Raw genomic sequence first — 18,822 nt, forward strand, 5'->3', positions numbered from 1 at the left:
CGTCCCGTGCCGTTCGTGGGCTGACGATCGAAGCAGTTGTCGTATAGCACCTTATGTGACAATATCGCAGATATGTCGCAAAGGCGTCGACGATGACCGCGGCCTGACCGTTGCCGATTCCACGCCGCACTCCGGTCGTCGTCGCAGTTGGTGAGATCACGCACCGCGACGACGGTGTCGTTGACCCCATCGATTTGGCTTCCGAGGCCGTGCGTCGAGCATTGCAGGACTCGGGCGCTGCTATCGGGCATCGAATCGATATGGTGGCGACGCCCGGAATCTTGATGATTCCGCGTGACAATCCTGCGACGAGGATTGCCGAAGCGGCTGGGCTGGCGCCAATACGGCGCATCAGTTGTCCGGTTGGCGGTAATACGCCTCAGTACCTCGTTGAGGTGCTCGGCGCCCGCATCGCGCGCGGTGTCAGCGACGCGGTGTTAGTCGTCGGAGCGGAGAGCGGCGCGTCAGCTCGTAGGGTTGGATCGGGTCAGGTGCGACGAGACCCGAAACCCGTTGAGGGCCGGGATGAGTCACTTGGCGATACTCGCCCCGGTCTGAGCGCGGCCGAGATGTGTGCTGGACTGCGTTGGCCGCACCAGGTGTACCCGGTCTTCGAATCGGCGATTGCGGCTCGATCGGGCCGGACCTTCGATGAGCAGCGTCGCTGGCTGGGAAACCTGATGGCCCCCTTCACGCTCGAAGCATCGAGGCATCCCGGCCAGGCATGGTTTCCGCGCGCGCGCACTGCCAGTGAGCTCAGCTCGGTCTCGCCAACTAACCGGATGGTGTGCGAGCCATATCCCAAGATGCTCAACAGCATTATCACCGTCGATATGGCAGCCGCCTTCGTCATGATGGCTGCCGAAGTCGCCGACGAAATCGGTGTTCCTCGTGACCGATGGGTTTTCCCATGGTGCGCGGCCACTTGCAACGACGTGTACTTTCCGGTTCAGCGGCCCGATCTCAGTCGGTCCGCGGGAATTCGCGCTGTCGGACGGGCGCTCCTAGCTGCCTGCGACCTTTCCGCCGATGACATCGGATGGTTCGATTTGTACTCCTGCTTCCCTTCCGCGGTCGAAGTTGCGATCGAGGCGCTCGATCTCGATCCAGCGGATCCACGCGGGTTCACGGTGACCGGTGGATTGCCCTACCACGGAGGACCGGGTAACAACTATGTCAGCCACTCGATTGTGGAGATGGTTCGACGCTGCCGAAGCGAACCGGACGCCCTAGGACTGGTTTCCGGATTAGGTTGGTACATCACGAAGCACTCGTTGGGCCTATGGTCGGCGACGCCGCCGCCGACTGGGTGGCAGACACCGGACATGGCGGAAGCGCAGGCCGCGATTGATGCGACTGCGGTTCCAGTCGCTTCTGCCGCCGACACATCCGGTAGGGCAACGATCGACGGCTACACGGTGGTACACGACCGCGACGTTGGCCCTTCGTGGGTGCCTGTTCTCGCGCGTCTACCCGACGGCCGGCGCGTCGCGGCTCGCAACGACGATGCGAAGGTGGCGAAGGAAATGTCAAAAGAGATGATGGTCGGACGTCAGGTAACTGTGCGGCCCGCTGATCAGCGCGTCGAATTCGAACTGCCATGAAGGCCGATGCGCTCGTGCTGACCAAGCCGCGCGCCCTCGAGCGGCGCACTCTTGCGGTACCGCCCGTCGACGGCCACTCCGGAGTCCTTCGGATCGAGGCGTGCGGGCTCTGCGGAACCGATCACGAGCAGTACAGCGGTCACCTACCAGCGGGCTTCGCCTTCGTCCCGGGACATGAAATCGTCGGTGTCGTTGAGGCAGTCGGTGACGCCGCAAGCGCGCGTTGGGGTGTGTCGGCAGGTGATCGGGTTGCGGTCGAGGTTTTTCGATCGTGCCGGGAGTGCGACGCGTGCCGCCGAGGTGAGTATCGCAGGTGCTCGCGCAACGGACTGGCCACGATGTTCGGCTTCGTCGACGTAAACATCGATCCCGGCCTGTGGGGAGGGTACGCAACGCACCTGCATCTGCCCTTCGATTCCATGCTGTTGTCGATTCCAGACAGACTCGACCCGATTGTCGCTACGTTGTTCAACCCGCTGGGCGCGGGAATCAAATGGGCTGCCACGCTGCCGGAGACCGCGTCAGGCGACGTCGTCGCAGTCCTGGGGCCAGGCATCCGCGGCATCTGCTCGGCCGTAGCAGCGAAGGAATCCGGAGCGGCATTCGTCGCTATGACCGGACTCGGACCACGCGATCGACCACGGTTAGCCGCAGCGTCCAAGTTCGGCGTGGACCTGACCATTGACGTGACCCGTGAAGACCCGGTCAAGGCCCTGCAACGAGCGACCGGTCAACTCGCAGACGTCGTCGTCGACGTCACCGCCAAAGCGCCAGGTGCATTCGCTGACGCCGTCGCACTTGCTCGACCAGGCGGACGCGTGGTGATCGCCGGCACCCGCGGCGGCGGCGGAGCACCAGGCTTCGAGCCAGACCTCCTCGTTTTCAAAGAACTACGCGTCCTCGGCTCGCTGGGGGTCGATTACCCCGCCTATCAGAGCGCGATCGAATTGCTCGTCTCTGGGCGTTGGCCCTTCGATGAACTATCCCGGGACGTCGCCGGTTTCGCGGGCCTACCACGATTACTCGACGTCTTAGCCGATGGCGAGCCGGGCACGATTCCGGCCTTGCACAACGTCTTCGTACCGATGGCCTGACGTGCCAGCAGTGCCCAACTGAAAGGACTCTCAATGACGATGTCAAGCCGCCGACTGAGTGATCGGGGGTGAGTCGGGTTGCCAGGTGCGGTTGTCGCGGATGAGTGCGTAGAGGACGTTGGTGCGGCGTCGGGCCAGGCAGATGGTGGCTGGGATGGGTCGTTTGCCTTGGTTTCGTTTGCGTTGGTAGTAGGCGCGGGAGGCCGGGTCGCAGCGGATGGCGGTCAGTGCGGACATGTACATCACCCGGCGCAGCCGGCGGCTGTAGCGCTTGGGGGTGTGCAGTCGTCCGGTGCGTTTTCCCGAATCTCGAGATACCGGTGCGAGCCCGGCCCAGGCGGCGAGCTGGTCGGCCGAGCCGATCAGTTCGGGATCGCCGACGGCGGCCAGGAATTCAGCACCGAGCCGAAATCCCATGCCTGGGATGCTGGTGATCACTTCGGCCAGTGGATGGCGGCGAAATCGGTCCTCGATGTCGGCATCGGTGGTCTTGATGCGGTCATCGAGGGCAATCACCCCCTGCGCCAGATCAGCGATCAGTCCGGCGGCCACTTGTTCGCCGGGCAGTCGGACCGTTTGAGTTTTGGCGGCCGCCACCGCAGCCGCCGCAATGGCCGCGGCATTACGCACTCCGGCGTCGGCCAGGATCCGGGTCAGCCGCGAAATACCGGTCTGGCGGATGGCTTTGGGGCGCTGGTAGCGCGCCAGCAGCACTACCCAGCCCCGGTCAGCGCTGAGCTGGGCGGCCCGCTCCAGCGCCGGACACACCGCAACGAGTTGTTGGCGCAGTCGGTTGATCGTGCGGGTGCGGTCAGCGACCAGGTCGGCGCGATGAGCGGTGAGCAGCCGCAGTTCGGTGATCAGATCGTCGTCGGGATGCAGCAGTGGCAAGTCATCGCCGCGCATCCGCGACTGATCAGCGATCACCCGGGCGTCTTTGGCGTCGGTCTTGGCTTCACCACCTCGATAGACCGCCGAGGCTTGCCAGACCGCACGGCCCGCCAGGTAGCGCACCGACTTGCCGGCATCAGCCAACACGGTCAACAACAGGGCGGCATACACCGTGGTCAGGTCCACCGTCCAGGCAACCTGATCAGCCAACGAGTCAATCTCGCCGATCAGCGCACGGATCGGTTGCTCCTCGTTGCCGAGTCTGCGCGACAACACCACCGTGCCGCTGTTGTCGACCACGCACACCCAGTGATGTTCCTTGCCGACATCAACCCCAGCCCACAACTGGCCCGCTGCCATCGATCTCCTATCCGCTTGTCTGCCAACACGATCCCCACGGACAACCCCGCCAGCATTTCCTTAAACAAGCGATCACGTCGCAGATCTCAATCAGCGGCCCGAGGAAGTCCAGGAAGGCCGGGCGGCCAGTCCTTTCAAGCCGCACCACCAGGCCGGCAACCGACATGCCGCCTCACCCGACCCACCCGGGTCACAGCACAACGTAACAACACGAAGTAACTGCACCTACGAACTTAAGGACCGACTGTGGGCAGTGGAAACCGCGTCGAAATGCTCGGCCTGACAGACGCGCGCCGGCGCGCTGCTCAATGTGGCATCCCCGAAGCCATAGCGGAGTTGTCGATATTCCGAATCGCGCTTCACCAGCCTAGTGTGGCAATGGCCTTGAACGGACTGCTGGAGGCGTTGCTGTGGACCGGGGACCTCGACGCGCGGCTGCGAGAGCTGATCATCATGCGAATCGGCTGGGTCACCGGCTCGGTCTATGAATGGACGCAACATTGGCGACTCGCACGAATGCTCGACGTGTCCGAGCGTGACCTGCTCGCGGTGCGAGATTGGCAGAATGCTAACCACTTTGGCGATGCCGAACGTGCTGTACTTGCGGCGACCGATGAGACACTGCGTGACGGCACCATCTCGGATGGCACGTGGGCTGTGTGCCGAGATGCGTTGCAAGCAGACCCGGGGCTCCTTGTAGAACTTGTCGCGGCGATTGGCAACTGGCGACTCTTTTCTGCGCTCCTGCGATCTCTGGATGTGCCGCTCGAAGACGGCGTCGACGAATGGCCCCCTGACGGTGTTCGACCATCGTGACGCAGCGTGTCCAAAATGCCTGCGGTACCGTGCTAACGGTATCGCGCCGAAGCGGACCGTACTGGCGCTTGGATCGCCCGGCGCGGCTCGCCGTGACCATGAGCTGCACTTTGCCAGGTCGGCATACGCCAAGTTGCTGCGTTCGGCACCTTAATGCGGGATTTCTCGTCGTTTAAGGCCGCAATGGCCGAAGTTATCGAACACGTCCAACCGGAAACGAGGCCGCAACCTTGGATGCTCCAAATTCAACTGAACCGCAACGCCTGCCGTCACACACGCCTACCTGTATGGGTTGCGGGACCCGAGAATTCCAGTGGCCTGCAGCTAGAGGTCTATCGTCTGGACGATGAGGTATATGCCGATGTGGCATTCGATGAGCGTCATATCGGTGCGCCCGGCTTGGCGCACGGCGGGGCTATCGCGGCGGCGTGCGACGACCTTTTGGGCTTCACCCTGTGGATCGCCGGCACGCCTGCGGTCACGCGCAATCTCGCGATCGAGTATCTAGCGCCGGTTCCGCTACACCAGCCCCACCGCATTAGCGCACGTATCAGCGTGCGGCAAGGACGTGCCTTACACTGGCGAGGGGGTCGGTGAAGATGGCGTCATTCGTTTCACCGCAACAGCGGTTTTCATCACGGTAGAACCCGAACACTTCGCCGCCCACGGCGACATCGCCGGTTTCGGAGAGCTTCTTGACCAGCTCGTCCGCTTCGCTGGACCCAACACCGCTCATGACTCAGATGAAGGTGCGTAATCGTCGGTATTTTAGTCAAAATGCAAGAGTTTCAAGCGTCCTCACGTTTACGTTGCGGCCACCAGCTGGTCTCACGGAGCAATGTGGCGATCGCGGGAACCGTGAGAGTGCGGACAACAAAGGTGTCGAGTAGTAGGCCACAGCCGATGATGAGCCCGGCTTGGATCATGATCGCGACCGAACCGACCATAAGGCCGAACATGCTGGCCGCGTAGATGAGCCCGGCGGAAGTGATGACTGAGCCGGTGTTTGCGACCGTGCGCAGTACGCCGACGCGGATGTTGTGAGCGGATTCCTCGCGTAACCGCGAGATCAGCAGCATGTTGTAGTCGGCGCCCACCGCGATCAAGATGATGAACGCCAAAAGCGGTACCAGCCAAGCGATTTTCTTACCGAGGCCGTATTGGAAAACGAGCGTCCCGATGCCCAGTGCGGCTGCGTAGTTGAGCACGACCGTACCGAGCAGGTAGAGCGGGGCCACCAAGGCGCGCAGGAGAACGACGAGGATCAGTCCGACGATGACGAGCGTGGCAATGGCCAGCAGATGGAAGTCGGCCGACAGAAGGCGCTGGATATCGGAGTTGACGGCGGGGAATCCGGCCATCGATATTTTGGCGTTGGCCAAGGAGGTGTTGGGCGTGCAGCATCGGCAACTTGGGTGATCTTCTGAGCGAGATCCATCGCTTCGCTGCTGTAGGGGTTGTAGCTGGATTCGATGGCGAAGCGTGCGGTCTTGCCGTCAGCGGACAGGAAGTGCTTTGCCACATCGGAGAACTGGCGATTCTCGAAGGCGTTAGCCGGGAGGCAAAAGCCGCTGGAGTTGTCCGAACCGGCGCTGGACCGCGCGGAATTCTGTAGTTGGGTGGCGATCTGACTCATGCCGGACAACATTTCGATGTTGCTGTCGGCAAGGGTATGCACACCGGTGGCTAGGGCTTGTGCGCCCGATGCGAGCTGGCTGATGCCGTTTTGGAGGCGGCGGATGTTGCCGGCCATGTCGGCGGGGTCGCCGAGCGCTCCGAACGCCTTGTTCAGCGAGGTGACCGTGTTCTGCAGGTCTGCCATGGTGCCCCCCGCAGTATCGCCGCCCGGCTGGTACATGTCGCCGAGGTTGGCGAGCTGGCTGAAAAAGCCGCCATCGCGCAAGGTCACCAGAATCCGTACCTGGTCGCGGATCTGGGTGCACTCGGGTGTGGAGGCAAACCAGGGGGAGGTGTTGAGCGCACCGACCAGCGGGTCGATCGTGGCGATCGCATTCTGAGCTTGTTGAGCTTCTTGACGTAGCCCAGGTCCGGCTCGGATAGCTTGGTCGATGGTCGGTGTGGTAGTCGAAAGTTGCTGCAGCAGAGGGCGAAAGCGCTGAAATTGCGAGCCGCTGGACTGGGCTTGGTTAAGGATACCGGTCAGCGGAGTCAACGCTGTGCGAAGGGTGGTGTCAAGTTGCGCCAGGCCGCTGGCGAGTTGGTCGGCACCGCCGGTGAGTTTGGTGAGATCGGTCTTGTGGGCGTCTCCTTTGGCGACGGCATCGGCCATCTTGTTGCCGATCTGGACGTTTTGCCAAGAGAGCTGTGCCTGATCGAGTCGTGCCCCGGTGGGCCGGGTGACGCCGGATACTTTGGTGACGCCCGGCAATTGCGACACGCGAGACGCCATCTCATCCAGGTCGGCCAGGCCTTTACCGGTGTGCATATCGGTCCGTGATTCCACGACCATGAACTGGGTGATGACGATATCTTTGCGAAAGTGCCTGTCCAGCAGGTGATAACCTTCGTTGCTGGCGGTTGTGTCCGGCTCTCCTTGGCGGTCGTCGTAGCTCATGCGCATGGTCAGCGCGACAGCCGCTAGCCCTAATACAAGGGCCAGGCTGGCGGCCAGCAGTGGGGTGGGTCGGCGGACTACGGCCACGGCGATCCAGTTCCAGTAGCGGCGTGTGCGGTCGGCTTTGGGTTCGCCAATGCCGCCGTTTGGCGGCCAGCGCCAATACCGGAGGGAACAATGTCACGGTGGCCGCGACTCCGACGAAGACGGCTATCGCGCACGCTGGGCCCAGCGCGCCAAAAACGCTCAGCTTTGCAAAGAACCATGGCCAGAAATGCAAACGCCACAGTCGCGGCGGAGGCCAGGATCACCCGGCCGATGGTGGCGGTTGCGTTGATCACCGCGAGGTCAGCCGAGACGTCCTGGCGGCGCTGCTCGTGATACCGGCTGATCAAAAATGCCGAATAATCGGTGCCGGCGCCCAACAGAATCGCCGTCATGAACGCGATGGTGAATCGCGACACCGGCATTCCCGCTTCGCCCAGCGCCGAGAGCACTCCGCGCCCTACCGCAAGGCTGACCCCGATAACCAACAGAGGCAGCAACGCGGTAAACAGTGACCTGTAGATGACCAGCAAGATCAGCGCTATCAGCCCGGCGGTCACGACGGAGATGACAATCAAATCCTGCTCAGCCGAATCGATTTGATCGCTGAACGTCGCGGGAGGGCCGGTTACGCGGACCGTCGTGGATGTGCCGCTAAAGGACTGGGCGGCGATAGCGGTGATGGCTTAGTAGTGCGGTGAGGCCGCCGGGAACCGGTCGGTGGTCGCCGACTGCGGGTCATCTTGCCGGGGCAGCAGGTAGGCGCGAACCGCCGAACGTGGCCCGTAGGGCCGAAGTAGCTGGCTGGCCGGGCGAGTGCGTACCTGCTGCGGCCACCAGAACCAGCGCCCCAGCAGCGCGGCGACGGACGGCATCATGAATGAGCGCACGATCAGGGTGTCGAACAGCAGACCCAGGCCGATGGTGGTGCCGACCTGCCCGACGACTTTCAAATCGCTGAATATGAACGAGGCCATGGTGGCGGCGAAGACCAGGCCCGCAGACGTCACCACCGCACCGGTGCCGGCCATCGAGCGGATGATTCCGGTTTTCAAACCGGCACCGATTTCTTCTTTGAAACGGGACACCAGCAGCAGGTTGTAGTCGGATCCGACGGCCAGCATCAAGATGATGGACATCGCCAGCACCATCCAGTGCAGTTTGAAGCCGATGATGTCCTGCCACACCAGCACGGACAGTCCGAACGAGGCGCCCAACGAGATCAGCACCGTGCCCACGATGGTGACCGCGGCGACCAGGCTTCGGGTGATGATCAGCATGATGATCAAAATCAGGCTGGCCGCAGCTATTGCCGCGATCATCAGGTCGTATTTGGAGCCGTCGCGCATGTCCTTGTAGACCGCGGCGGTGCCGGCAAGGTAGATCTTGGCGCCCTCCAGCGGAGTTCCCTTGATGGCTTCCTTGGCTGCGTTCTTGATCGGCTCGACGTGCGAAATGCCTTCCGGGGTCGCGGGATCCCCTTCATGGGAGATGATGAAGCGGGCCGCGTGCCCGTCCGGCGACAGGAACATCTTCAGACCGCGCTTGAAGTCGGGGTTGTCGAAGACTTCCGGCGGGATGTAGAACGAGTCGTCGTTCTTGGCGGCGTCGAAGGCCTGGCCCATGGCGGTCGAGTTTTGGCTCATCACGTCCATCTGGTCATACAGCGACGACATCGAGCTGTGCATGGTCAGCATCATTTGCTTCATGGTCGTCATGGTGGCGATCATGGGCGGCATCTGCGCCAGCATCTGCGGCATCAAGGCGTCCAGCTGAGATATGTCGCCGGCAAGATAGGTGAATTTTTCGGTGATCTGATCCAGACCGTCGAGCGCGTCGAAGAGGGATCGCAGCGACCAGCAGCCCGGGATGTCGAAGCAGTGCTTTTCCCAGTAGAAGTAGCTGCGAATCGGCCGGAAGAAATCATCGAAGTTGGCGATGTTGTCGCGCAATGTGTTTGTGACATCCAACATTTCATGCGTGAGGCCGTCCATGTGGTGGGTGACCGCGGCCATCTGCGAGGTGATGTTGTACATGCGCTGCATGGTGTCGATGGACTGTTGCATCGCGTCGGCCTGCTTGAGCATGTCGTCCATGCGCTGGTGCATGTACTGCTGGTTTTCGACCTGCGTGGTGTTTTGCATGCTGATCTGGAACGGGATTGAGGTGTGCTCGATCGGCGTTCCCAGCGGCCGGGTGATCGCCTGGACGCGCGCGACACCCGGGATGTGGAAGACCCCCCTGGCGATCCGGTCCAACACCAGCATGCCCGCCGGGTTGCGCATGTCGTGATCGGTCTCGATCATCAACAATTCCGGATTCATCCGGGACGCGGGGAAATGCCGTTCGGCGGCGGCGTAGCCGATATTCGCGGGGACGCTCGGGGGTAAATACAGCCGGTTGTCGTAATTGGTTTGATAACCGGGTAGGGCGAGTAGACCGATGAGGGCGATCGCGACTGACACCGCGAGAATTGGCCCGGGCCAGCGCACGATCGCGGTGCCCACCCGTCGCCATCCCCGGGTCCGCATCTTGCGCTTAGGATCGAACAGCTTGAAGAAACTGCCGACGGTCAGGACCGCCGGACCCAAGGTCAGCGCGGCAGCAACGGCGACCAGCATCCCGACCGCACAAGGGATACCCATAGTCTGGAAATACGGAAGCCGGGTAAAGCTCAGGCAATACATCGCACCGGCAATAGTCAGGCCAGAGCCAAGGACGACGTGCGCGGTTCCGTGGAACATGGTGTAGAAGGCTTTTTCGCGGTCCTCGCCTAGGCCGCGCGCCTCTTGATATCGGCCGAGAATAAAGATCGCATAGTCTGTCCCAGCGGCGATGGCCAACAGCACCAAAATATTAACCGCGAAGGTCGACAATCCCATGATGTTGTTGTAGGCCAGGAAAGCGACAACCCCCCGAGCCGCCATCACCTCGATCACCACCATGAACAACGTGCTGAACACGGTGATAATCGAGCGGTATACCCACAGCAACATCACGATGATCACCACGAAGGTGATGATCGTGACCTTCTGGAGGCTCTTTTGTCCGGCCGAGTGCTGATCGGCGATCAACGCCCCAGCGCCGGTCACATAGGCCTTGACCCCCGACGGCGCAGGCACGCTGTCCACGATCTTGCGGACCGCCGCGACAGACTCGCTGGCCAGGCTCTCGCCCTGGTTACCAGCAAGATACGCCTGCACATAGGCGGCCTTGCCGTCGGAGCTTTGCGAACCGGCGGCCGTCAGCGGATCCCCCCAGAAGTCCTGGACGTGCTGGACGTGTTTCGTGTCAGCCTCGAGTTTGCGGACGATCTGGTCGTAGAAATGGTGGGCCTCATCGCCCAGCGGCTTGTCACCTTCCAGCACGATCATGACCGCACTGTCACTGTTGAATTCGTTGAATACTTTGCCGATGTGCTTCATCGCTTGCATCGACGGCGCGTCCTTGGGGCTCATCGACACGGTGTGTTCTTCGGCGACCGCGTCCAGCGATGGAACCAAGACGCTGAGGACGACGACAAGCCCCACCCAGGCAAAGACGACGGGCACCGCGAGTTTGTGGACCGTTCGCGCGAAAACCGGCATATGCGGCAGCCCTGCGGCCCGGTCATCGGTCATGCGGACTTCACTATGCAGAACGTTTGCGCATTCATACCCTGACTCGACCTTTCGTCCTTGACCACCTCGTCCACGATGATCCGGCAGCCGATTTGGTTGCTGTCGCCCTGCGCGACGATGTTGACGCTCACCGAGGGCAGCGTCGAGGTAACCGAGAGCGTCCAGGGCAAAGGCACGTTGCTAGCTTTCTGGGGCTGGGCATTGATGTCCAAGTAGTTGATGTTGGCCACCGTCCCCGGGGGACCATAAACCTGGTAAACCACGCGCTTGGGATTGAACGGCTTGATCTCATCGGCGATGCCGCTGGTCATCGTCTGATCGTCGTGGACGCCGAAAAAGGTGCGAAGCCGCAGTACGCAGAAGCCCGCTACCGCCACCACCGCCACGATGACCAGGACGATCCACATTTTCTTCATCGCAGCGCCAACGTGAATCCTCCCCAGCCAACCATCTCCCGCTAGTTGGGCGCCCCACCGCCCATTCGACTGGATCGGTCACAGCCAATTGGACCGCAGCGCGGCTAGTTCGCCGACCAGGAGATCGGCAACGACAAATAGCCTCGGATCGGGCCCGACCGCAGGCGCTGCGCGCGGCCCAAGTCGACTTCCCAGTTGGGCACGCGGGCCAGCAAGGCGCGCAACGCGATCCGGGCCTCCATCCGGGCCAAGGACGCACCGAGACAGAAGTGAATGCCTCGGCCGAATGCCACTTGGTGTTCGGGTTTGCGCCCGATGTCAAACACGTCGGGATCAGCGAACACGCGTTCGTCACGATTAGCCGAGCCGAACAACAACAGCACCGAATCACCCGCCGACATTGTGACGCCATGCACTGTCACGTCGCGGGTCAACGTTCGCGAAAGTCCTTGAGCCGGTGAGTCATACCGCAGCAGCTCCTCAACAGCTGCCCCGAGCAAGCTCTCATCGCCAGCCAGCCGGTGGCGGGTGTCGCGATAGTCGGCCAGTACCACCGCGGCGTTGGCCAGCAGATTCGACGTCGTCTCATGACCGGCGATCAGCAGCAGCAGGCAAAAGCCAAGCAGTTCGTCGTCACTAAGGTGCTTTCCGTCGATCTCGGCACACACCAACGCTGACATCAAATCGTCGCGCGGTTGGCCGCGGCGGTCGGCGAGGAAATCGGTGAAGTAGCCATAGATCGCGGCCGCGGCTGCCAAAGCCTCGCCGGTCTCGCCGTGGGTGGGATTGGACTGCACCAACGCGTTCGACCATCGCCGAAATTGTGTACGGTCCTCGCGCGGCACACCGAGCAAATCAGCGATCACCATCGCTGGTAGTACAGCTGCGAAGTCGGCGACGAAATCGGCCGAACTGGCTTCCTGGATCAGGCCGGCCGTCAACTGATCAGCGAGGTCCTCGATCGCGCACGTCAGCGCCGCGATTCGTCGCGGGGTGAAGGCCTTGCTAACCAATGCCCGCAGCTGATCGTGTCGCGGGGGATCCATCAAAATCATCATCGGCAGCAGCGATTCGCGAAAAGTCGAGCCCGGTGGAGTCGGAAATACTCCGTCGACCGACGAGTAGCTGTGATGGTCAAGCAGCGCGCTGATGACATCCGCGTGGCGACTAAGTACCCAGGTGTTGGTATCGGCGGCGTGATAGACCGGTGCCGCGTCGCGTAGCTGCCGGTAGACGGGGTAGGGGTCGTCCTGAATTTCCGCGTCAAAGGGATCGTAGCGAAGTTGTACCGTCGACATAGCGTCTCCTGCCACATTGCAGAACGTCGGTTTAGACTGAGAGTTTAAACCGAGGGGAGGACTTTATGCGGAAGATTCCCGCTCAGATTGCCGACCGGTTGCCTGCCGCGGCCGAACTCTTCGCCGAGCGCGGGCTCAACGACACAAAGATCGAAGACGTCGCCGCGACCACGGGCATCGCCAAGGCCACGCTCTACTACTACTTCGCCGGCAAAGAAGAAATACTCGCCTTCCTCCTCGAAGACGCCCTACAACACGTCGCGCACGAGGTCACCGCGATCGTCGAGGCAGACGGCGCCGCCGCCCAACGCCTGCACGACGTCATCAGTGCCCAACTGCGCGTGATGGCCCAGCGGCCCGCTGTCTGTCGCGCCCTCATAGGAGAACTGGGCCGCGCCGCCCGCATGCCCGTCATCGCCAACATGATCAGCACTGCCTACTTCGAACCCGTCGAGACCTTGCTTCGCGCGGGCGCTAACGACCGTTCACTCGAGGCTCTCGACAACCCCAGAGCTGCCGCCATCGCGCTATTCGGTGCAGTCACCACCAGCGCACTGACCTACCTAATCACCGACGATACGCTCGACGAAGATCTAATCGCACGAACAATTCACGACGTCGTGTTTACCGGCATACGGCCACGCTAGCTCCCCCCGCAGACCAATCTGCGACCACGCGTGTGCTCGATAGTCAACGACTTTGAGCATTTCTGAACATCTCCTACCGCAACAGCTCACCCCCAGAACGCCCGCGTCCGATGGAGGTTCGCGGCCGGCGAGATCCGGGCACCTGACCAGTGCAGCCAGAACGTCGGACCCGAAAACCGCTAGCCCACCACGGCAATACCGTAGGTTTCGAATACGACCACTCCACCAGCACAGTGCCAACACACGACTTACACACCGCCCCTTGGTGTTTCGTGCACTGTGCAAAGTCTCGATGGTCGTCGCACACCAACCATGCGCCCGCACACGACGGGTCAAGTAGCCCGTGGCCGCGGGCAAAATTAGCGTCAGACGGGGGACTTGCCAGGGCTACGGAGGCGTGGCACAGCCTCGAAGCATCCAGGTCTCGAATGGCTCCGCCGGGCGGCGGCCGCAATAGTCAGATATGGCCAATCCGACCCGCGTCTCGGCAACGTGGGATGTCCACATCGCGATATTCGGTATCGCCGGTGGATCCTCACCCGAAGGCTGTCCCCGACGGCCTTCCGTTGTGTGGGCCACAGCCGCGAACCTCCGCGACCGGGCTTCCTTGGAGGCGCCGGGGGAGACCTCGACGTGATGGACGCTCTACGTCTTGACGTCGGGATCGTCTGTGTCACGCTGCGGGTTGGAAAGTCCTGGCGCGGGTGTATTTGATTGAGCTGCTGGCGGATTCGCCCCAGTCGTGCCAGTACCAGCAGTGCCAGGCGCCTTTTTCGTAGTGGTGTCTGCTTCGGGTTCAATCGGGTCGCGCAGATCGATCATTTCGGTGCCAGCCTGGGGAGATATGGTCTTGGTCGTCCAGGTGGACTTGACCCTCGACGATTTGCCTTTGTGTTCGACGTGTACCTCGATGGCATCGGTTGCACTCGCCCCGCTGGTGAGTGTGAAGTAGACGCGAATCTTGGCTTTGCCGCCATCGAAGTTGATTGGCCCGGCACCAGTTTTGGAACGTCCGATTAATGGCAGCTTGGTGTTGGTGCCAGCTGCCATGAGTTCAACCGAATCGACTTGCGCGGCCCCGCTTCCCTCCTTGGCGAGGACGACTTCCACGAACCCGGTCTTGTCGAATTCGCTTGTCACCGTGATGTTGGCGCGGTTCTGACGGATGTAGAGGACGACCGGCACGCCGATTGCGGCCCCCAACGTGGCGGCGGCAATGATGACGCCCCAAATAATCCAGTCGATGCCGAACATCAGGGACACCCGCACGGAAATGACTGTGCGCCCGTTATGGGGTCCACCTCGATGCCTCTATGACACACCTCGCTGCACCCGACCACCTTGCATTGCAAGAGGCCGTTGAAGAATCGTCTGAGATGGCAGCGGTCGTCGTTGTCCTCCCACACGACCTCATACGGGCCCCTCGACGCAGTGCCCACGCGAAAATCGATCGCACCCTCGTCGTCATTGCGCGTGGCTCGATAGAACGACACCGCTTCAGGGTGACCCGGATCCGGGGTCAACAGGTAGTCACCGTTGACCAGCGGAACCGCCGTGTGCCAGATGGCCGCGATGCGCTCGCCCTGACCCCGCTCAACGATGCCCAGACCTGAGCGCGCCTGAGCCCACGATTCTGCGGTGAAAGACAATACGGTAGGGGTGTGGAGCGACGGATGATCCGCATCCGAGAACACGATATCTTGTAGCGAGGGTTCTTCCGCTAGACGCTGCGCGAGCTCGACACTCTCTTCGTCTTGAGCCAATTCATTTCGCACTCTTGGATCTAGCGGTGGCACGATCCCGGCGAGTTCGAGCACGAATGCTGCCATTGTTGCCGGCCACGCCGGCATGCCTACCCCCGTCATGGCACAAACGATAGGGCGATCGCCGCAGCATGGGGCGCATTTCGGCATTTTCGCAGCGGTGGTCAATTTCATTGATCAACGCTGCGCCCCTCGCGGTCCGCGGTGTCGGCGGACGGTGGCTACGGTCTCCACCTTGTCGTAGGGAGACGTTCCCAGGTCGCTGCTTCGACGAGGCCCACCGTGATGAGGAAGGGCACGAACATGCGTTGTTGGGCTTCGGGTTGGCGGGCCAAAGCAGGCTCCAATCCCCCGGCGGGGGAGCGGCTGCGCAGTAGGACCACAGGCAGGAGCGTTTGCTGGAAACGCCCGCCCGCTCGACCGCTCGCCCGGTTATCGGCCCTAGGAATTGACTCATCGAGTGAATCACAATGCGTTAGTGCCACACTCGCTGCATCACGTCGAAACCGGTTGCAAGAGCGTGCGATGCGTATGGCGGCGGATTATCGGGAATGTATAGTGGCGCTCGACTACGTTGAAGTACAACCGATTGCGCTATATGCGGTAGTTAACCAACAGTCGACGGGTTCCTGAGCCACCGAGTGGTGTGCGCCAGCCCGTCGAGTGCCTGGACCAGCTGTTGTGGGCGTGTCCCTGCTGCAAAACCCGCGAATGAAGTGGCATCATCTTTGCCGACTGGATAACTGATCAGCTGATGATTCTTCACTGTGGGTGAAGTTGAGGAGGCGTGGGTTGGCTCTGGCTGTCGTGCGGGACCTGAGGGAGCAGCGGGCACCGGCGACCGAGGATGAGCTCGCCGGCTTCGAGACCGATGTGCTGGCCGGATTCGTCCTTGCCCGGGCATCGGCCGGGTTGGTCGACTCGACCATCCGCAACGACGTGAATCACCTTGAGCTGATCCGGGACTGGTTCGGTCGGCCGCTGTGGGAGATCCAGCCTGCTGACGCCGACACCTACTTCGGCAAGGTGCTGCGTGATGCCCGGGCGTCGACTCGGACCGGGCGGGCGGCCGCGCTGACGGTGTACTTTCAGTTCCTCGAACTGCGTCACAAGGTCGAGTTGCACAATCTCAGCGGCCGGGTCATCGAGTGCCCGCTCGATGAGATCAACCGACCGCGGGCGTGGGTGGATCCGCAGCTGCGCATCCCGCCGACCGCCGACGAGGTGGAGCAGCTGTTCGCGGGGTGGCGCGGGGAGCTGGTCACCTGCCGCAAGTTCGCCCCGACCGCCCGAAACTACGCCGTGGCTCGCCTGGTGGCCGATGTCGGATTGCGGATCAACGAGGCGCGGATGCTCGACCTGGATGACGTGCGCTGGGAGCTGGGCCGGTTCGGCAAGCTGAACGTCCGTCATGGCAAGGGATCTCGTCGCAAAGGTCCCAAGCCGCGGGTAGTGCCACTGATCAACGGCGCCGACCGCAGCCTGCAGTGGTTCATCGAAGACGTGCTGGGCCTGTTCGATGTCGACCCGAAAAACCATGCTGCGCCGCTGTTTCCGTCCGAACGCAAGAACATCGACGGGACGTGTATGCGCGCGACCGCCGACGTCTATCGCCGCGCCCTGGCCGAGGCCACCGACCGATATCTGCCGAGGTGGTCGGGGAAGCTGACACCGCATGTGCTGCGGCATTTCTGCGCATCCCAGCTTTATCTGGCCGGTATGAACCTATTCGCGATCCAGGAACTATTAGGTCACGCCTGGACGGGCACAACGGCTCGGTATATCCACGTGCACGCCACCCACGTCGAAGATGCCTGGGTCACCGGGCAACGCCGGGTCGCCGATCGATGGAAAGGACTCGCTCGATGAAATGGAACCTGCGATTGGCCGCGGCCAATCGCGGCATCTGGAAGGCCAGCGAACTCCAGCGGATGCTCGCCGACCGCGGTCTGGTCATCAGCGCCGGCAAGATGTCGGGCCTGTGGTCGGGCAACCCCAACGCCATCAAACTGAACGACCTGGACGTCATCTGCGCCGTCCTCGGCTGCGGGGTCGACGAGTTGCTGATTCCCGAACCCGAAACCGTGGCAGCGGCCACGCCCGTCACCGACGACGAGTCAGCGGCGGTCGGTGAGGCCCGGTCGGTCACGCCGCGCACTCGCGCCGGCAGGTCGCTGCCGCCGCGATGAACTGCCTGCACTGCGGGACTGCGCTGCCTGCCAACAGTCGCCGCGACCAAAAATACTGCGGCAGAAGCTGTTCAAGAAGAGCGTCCTACCAACGCAGAAAGGCGGGACTGCCTCCTCGCCCGCCCCGGCGGCATCCAGCCTTGGAATCCGACGACCCCGTGCTCGCGGCCGCCGCGATACACGCCCGGGAACTCGGTGCCGCCCACGATTGGTGCGGTGAGACCACAAACCGATGCCTCGACGCCCTGCTCACCCTTCTGGCCGGTCGGCCCACCGGTGATCGCGTGCCGCTCACCGAGGTTCGAACCCGGCCGCATCGGCTCGCGTCCCGTCGCAGGCTCGTCGAAATCCTATCCCACTTCGACCTGCTGAAAGACGACACCGAACCTCCGATCCGTGCCTGGATCGACCGCGTCACCGCGGAACTTCCGCCAGGATTCGCCGAGCCGGCCCACCACTGGCTCCTTACCCTGTTGGTCGGCGGCGCACGTGCTCGCCCACGATCACCGAGGACGCTCTACAGCTACTTCGGCTCGGTCAAGCCCCTTCTCGCGCACTGGTCCACCTCCTACGAGCATCTCAGGGAGGTCACCAGGGCCGACGTCGACGCGGCGCTGCGGCCGTTTCAGGGAAACCAGCGCCACAATCTGATCAAGGCGCTGCGGTCGCTGTTCCGGCACGCCAAGAAGAATGCTCTGGTCTTCAGCAACCCAACAGCGGGTTTGAAGAGCCAACCAGTAGACCAGGACCTCCTGCCCATCACCGATGACGAGGTGCGCTCGATCGAACAGCTCGCCAGCGAACCGCTTGAACGCCTCGTCGTGGCGCTGAGCGTCGAACATGCCTGCCGCACAGCCGTTATACGCAAACTCACGCTCGACGACATCGACCTGCCGAACCGGCGGATCACCCTTGCCGGACACAACCAACGGCTCGGTGAGCTCACCCACATCGCGCTGAACACATGGCTCGACCACCGCCGGGACAGATGGCCCCACACTCCGAACCGGCACGTTCTACTCACGACGAAAACTGCATTGCGCACAACGCCGGTCAGTCAAAAATCGGTGAAACCATCGTTGAGCGACAATGGATTCACGATCGAACGCATCCGTGCCGACCGAATCCTTCACGAAGCGCTGACCGCAGGCCCGGACCCACTGCACCTGTCTCTCGTCTTCGGCATCTCCCACAACACCGCACGGCGCTACACCACCGTGGCCGAACGGCTGCTCAGCGACGAACTCGAGCAGCCGGTAGAACCGTAGTGCCACCCAACGCCGCCAGACTCAGGGCCCGCGAACCCGCCGCAGTTATGAACCTTCACAGCCGAAAGGCCGTGGGTTCCAACTGAAATCGCTTCAATCCGGCTGAACTCACGGGAAACTCACTGGTAACCCGCCATATTCGATTCGGTCGTATTGCCGCTTGACAGTGTCGGCGTCGTCTGAAAACTGACCCCGTGTCGACGCGGTGGTTTCTAGGTGCGGTCGCAACACTTCTC

At 62.3% G+C, this 18,822-nt stretch carries 13 protein-coding genes and 3 pseudogenes; 8 read left to right on the top strand and 8 right to left on the bottom strand.

Annotated features, from left to right (window positions below):
* Window positions 1–110 precede the first annotated feature (110 nt).
* Window positions 111–1,604, top strand: a complete 1,494-nt coding sequence (locus U8D42_RS26860) for an acetyl-CoA acetyltransferase (RefSeq protein ID WP_007172286.1) — start codon at window positions 111–113, stop codon at window positions 1,602–1,604.
* Window positions 1,601–2,698: a zinc-dependent alcohol dehydrogenase gene (locus tag U8D42_RS26865; protein ID WP_007172287.1), complete on the top strand. Its 1,098-nt coding sequence runs from the start codon at window positions 1,601–1,603 to the stop codon at window positions 2,696–2,698. Before U8D42_RS26860 ends, U8D42_RS26865 begins: the two co-directional genes overlap by 4 nt.
* Window positions 2,699–2,740: 42 nt before the next feature.
* Here the strand turns inward: U8D42_RS26865 and U8D42_RS26870 are convergent, their stop codons facing one another.
* On the bottom strand, window positions 2,741–3,949 hold the full coding sequence (locus U8D42_RS26870; protein WP_007172600.1) for an IS110 family transposase: 1,209 nt from the start codon (window positions 3,947–3,949) through the stop codon (window positions 2,741–2,743).
* A gap of 246 nt (window positions 3,950–4,195) precedes the next feature.
* On the opposite strand from U8D42_RS26870, the gene U8D42_RS26875 reads away from it, so the two are divergent.
* Both U8D42_RS26875 and U8D42_RS26880 read left to right on the top strand, forming a co-directional pair.
* Window positions 4,196–4,765 (top strand): carboxymuconolactone decarboxylase family protein, encoded by a 570-nt coding sequence (locus U8D42_RS26875; RefSeq protein WP_372457562.1) that lies wholly within the window; start codon window positions 4,196–4,198, stop codon window positions 4,763–4,765.
* Window positions 4,766–5,052: 287 nt separating this feature from the next.
* A pseudogene (locus U8D42_RS26880) lies at window positions 5,053–5,522 on the top strand (PaaI family thioesterase).
* A 31-nt stretch (window positions 5,523–5,553) separates the two neighbouring features.
* On the opposite strand, the pseudogene U8D42_RS26885 reads toward U8D42_RS26880, so the two are convergent.
* The 4 genes and pseudogenes from U8D42_RS26885 to U8D42_RS26900 form a co-directional block, all read right to left on the bottom strand.
* Window positions 5,554–8,071, bottom strand: a pseudogene (locus U8D42_RS26885) (MMPL family transporter); the annotation flags it as partial.
* Window positions 8,072–11,005 carry an RND family transporter gene (locus U8D42_RS26890; protein WP_007172562.1) on the bottom strand — a complete coding sequence of 978 codons (2,934 nt, stop codon included), beginning with the start codon at window positions 11,003–11,005 and terminating at the stop codon, window positions 8,072–8,074. It lies immediately after the preceding pseudogene.
* The gene (locus U8D42_RS26895; RefSeq protein WP_007172563.1) at window positions 11,002–11,421 is read right to left on the bottom strand and encodes an MmpS family transport accessory protein; all 420 of its coding nucleotides are present in this window, start codon (window positions 11,419–11,421) and stop codon (window positions 11,002–11,004) included. The genes U8D42_RS26890 and U8D42_RS26895 overlap by 4 nt, the downstream gene beginning before the upstream one ends.
* 104 nt (window positions 11,422–11,525) lie before the next feature.
* Window positions 11,526–12,719: a cytochrome P450 gene (locus U8D42_RS26900; protein WP_007172294.1), complete on the bottom strand. Its 1,194-nt coding sequence runs from the start codon at window positions 12,717–12,719 to the stop codon at window positions 11,526–11,528.
* Window positions 12,720–12,784: 65 nt separating this feature from the next.
* On the opposite strand from U8D42_RS26900, the gene U8D42_RS26905 reads away from it, so the two are divergent.
* Window positions 12,785–13,366 (top strand): TetR/AcrR family transcriptional regulator, encoded by a 582-nt coding sequence (locus U8D42_RS26905; protein ID WP_007172295.1) that lies wholly within the window; start codon window positions 12,785–12,787, stop codon window positions 13,364–13,366.
* Window positions 13,367–14,011: 645 nt separating this feature from the next.
* On the opposite strand, the gene U8D42_RS26910 is transcribed toward U8D42_RS26905, so the two are convergent.
* The 3 genes and pseudogenes from U8D42_RS26910 to U8D42_RS26920 all read right to left on the bottom strand — a co-directional run.
* Entirely contained in the window at window positions 14,012–14,620 is a 609-nt protein-coding gene (locus tag U8D42_RS26910; RefSeq protein ID WP_007172296.1) for a hypothetical protein, read from the bottom strand.
* Window positions 14,620–15,231, bottom strand: coding sequence for a hypothetical protein (locus U8D42_RS26915; RefSeq protein ID WP_087139652.1), 612 nt, complete (start codon window positions 15,229–15,231; stop codon window positions 14,620–14,622). Before U8D42_RS26915 ends, U8D42_RS26910 begins: the two co-directional genes overlap by 1 nt.
* Window positions 15,232–15,350: 119 nt before the next feature.
* Window positions 15,351–15,464, bottom strand: a pseudogene (locus U8D42_RS26920) (hypothetical protein); the annotation flags it as partial.
* Between the two features lie 457 nt (window positions 15,465–15,921).
* Between U8D42_RS26920 and U8D42_RS26925 the strand changes: the two are divergent.
* The 3 genes from U8D42_RS26925 (at window position 15,922) to U8D42_RS26935 (ending at window position 18,586) form a co-directional block, all read left to right on the top strand.
* Window positions 15,922–16,998, top strand: coding sequence for a tyrosine-type recombinase/integrase (locus tag U8D42_RS26925; RefSeq protein WP_007172298.1), 1,077 nt, complete (start codon window positions 15,922–15,924; stop codon window positions 16,996–16,998).
* Complete coding sequence (locus U8D42_RS26930) at window positions 16,995–17,318, top strand: helix-turn-helix domain-containing protein (protein ID WP_007172299.1); 324 nt, start codon at window positions 16,995–16,997, stop codon at window positions 17,316–17,318. The genes U8D42_RS26925 and U8D42_RS26930 overlap by 4 nt, the downstream gene beginning before the upstream one ends.
* A gap of 140 nt (window positions 17,319–17,458) precedes the next feature.
* A complete protein-coding gene (locus U8D42_RS26935) occupies window positions 17,459–18,586 on the top strand; it encodes an integrase (RefSeq protein WP_007172300.1) in 1,128 nt (375 codons plus the stop codon).
* The last annotated feature ends 236 nt before the right edge of the window (window positions 18,587–18,822 follow it).

Source organism: Mycobacterium europaeum (genome assembly GCF_034555895.2).
Lineage (GTDB): Bacteria > Actinomycetota > Actinomycetes > Mycobacteriales > Mycobacteriaceae > Mycobacterium > Mycobacterium europaeum.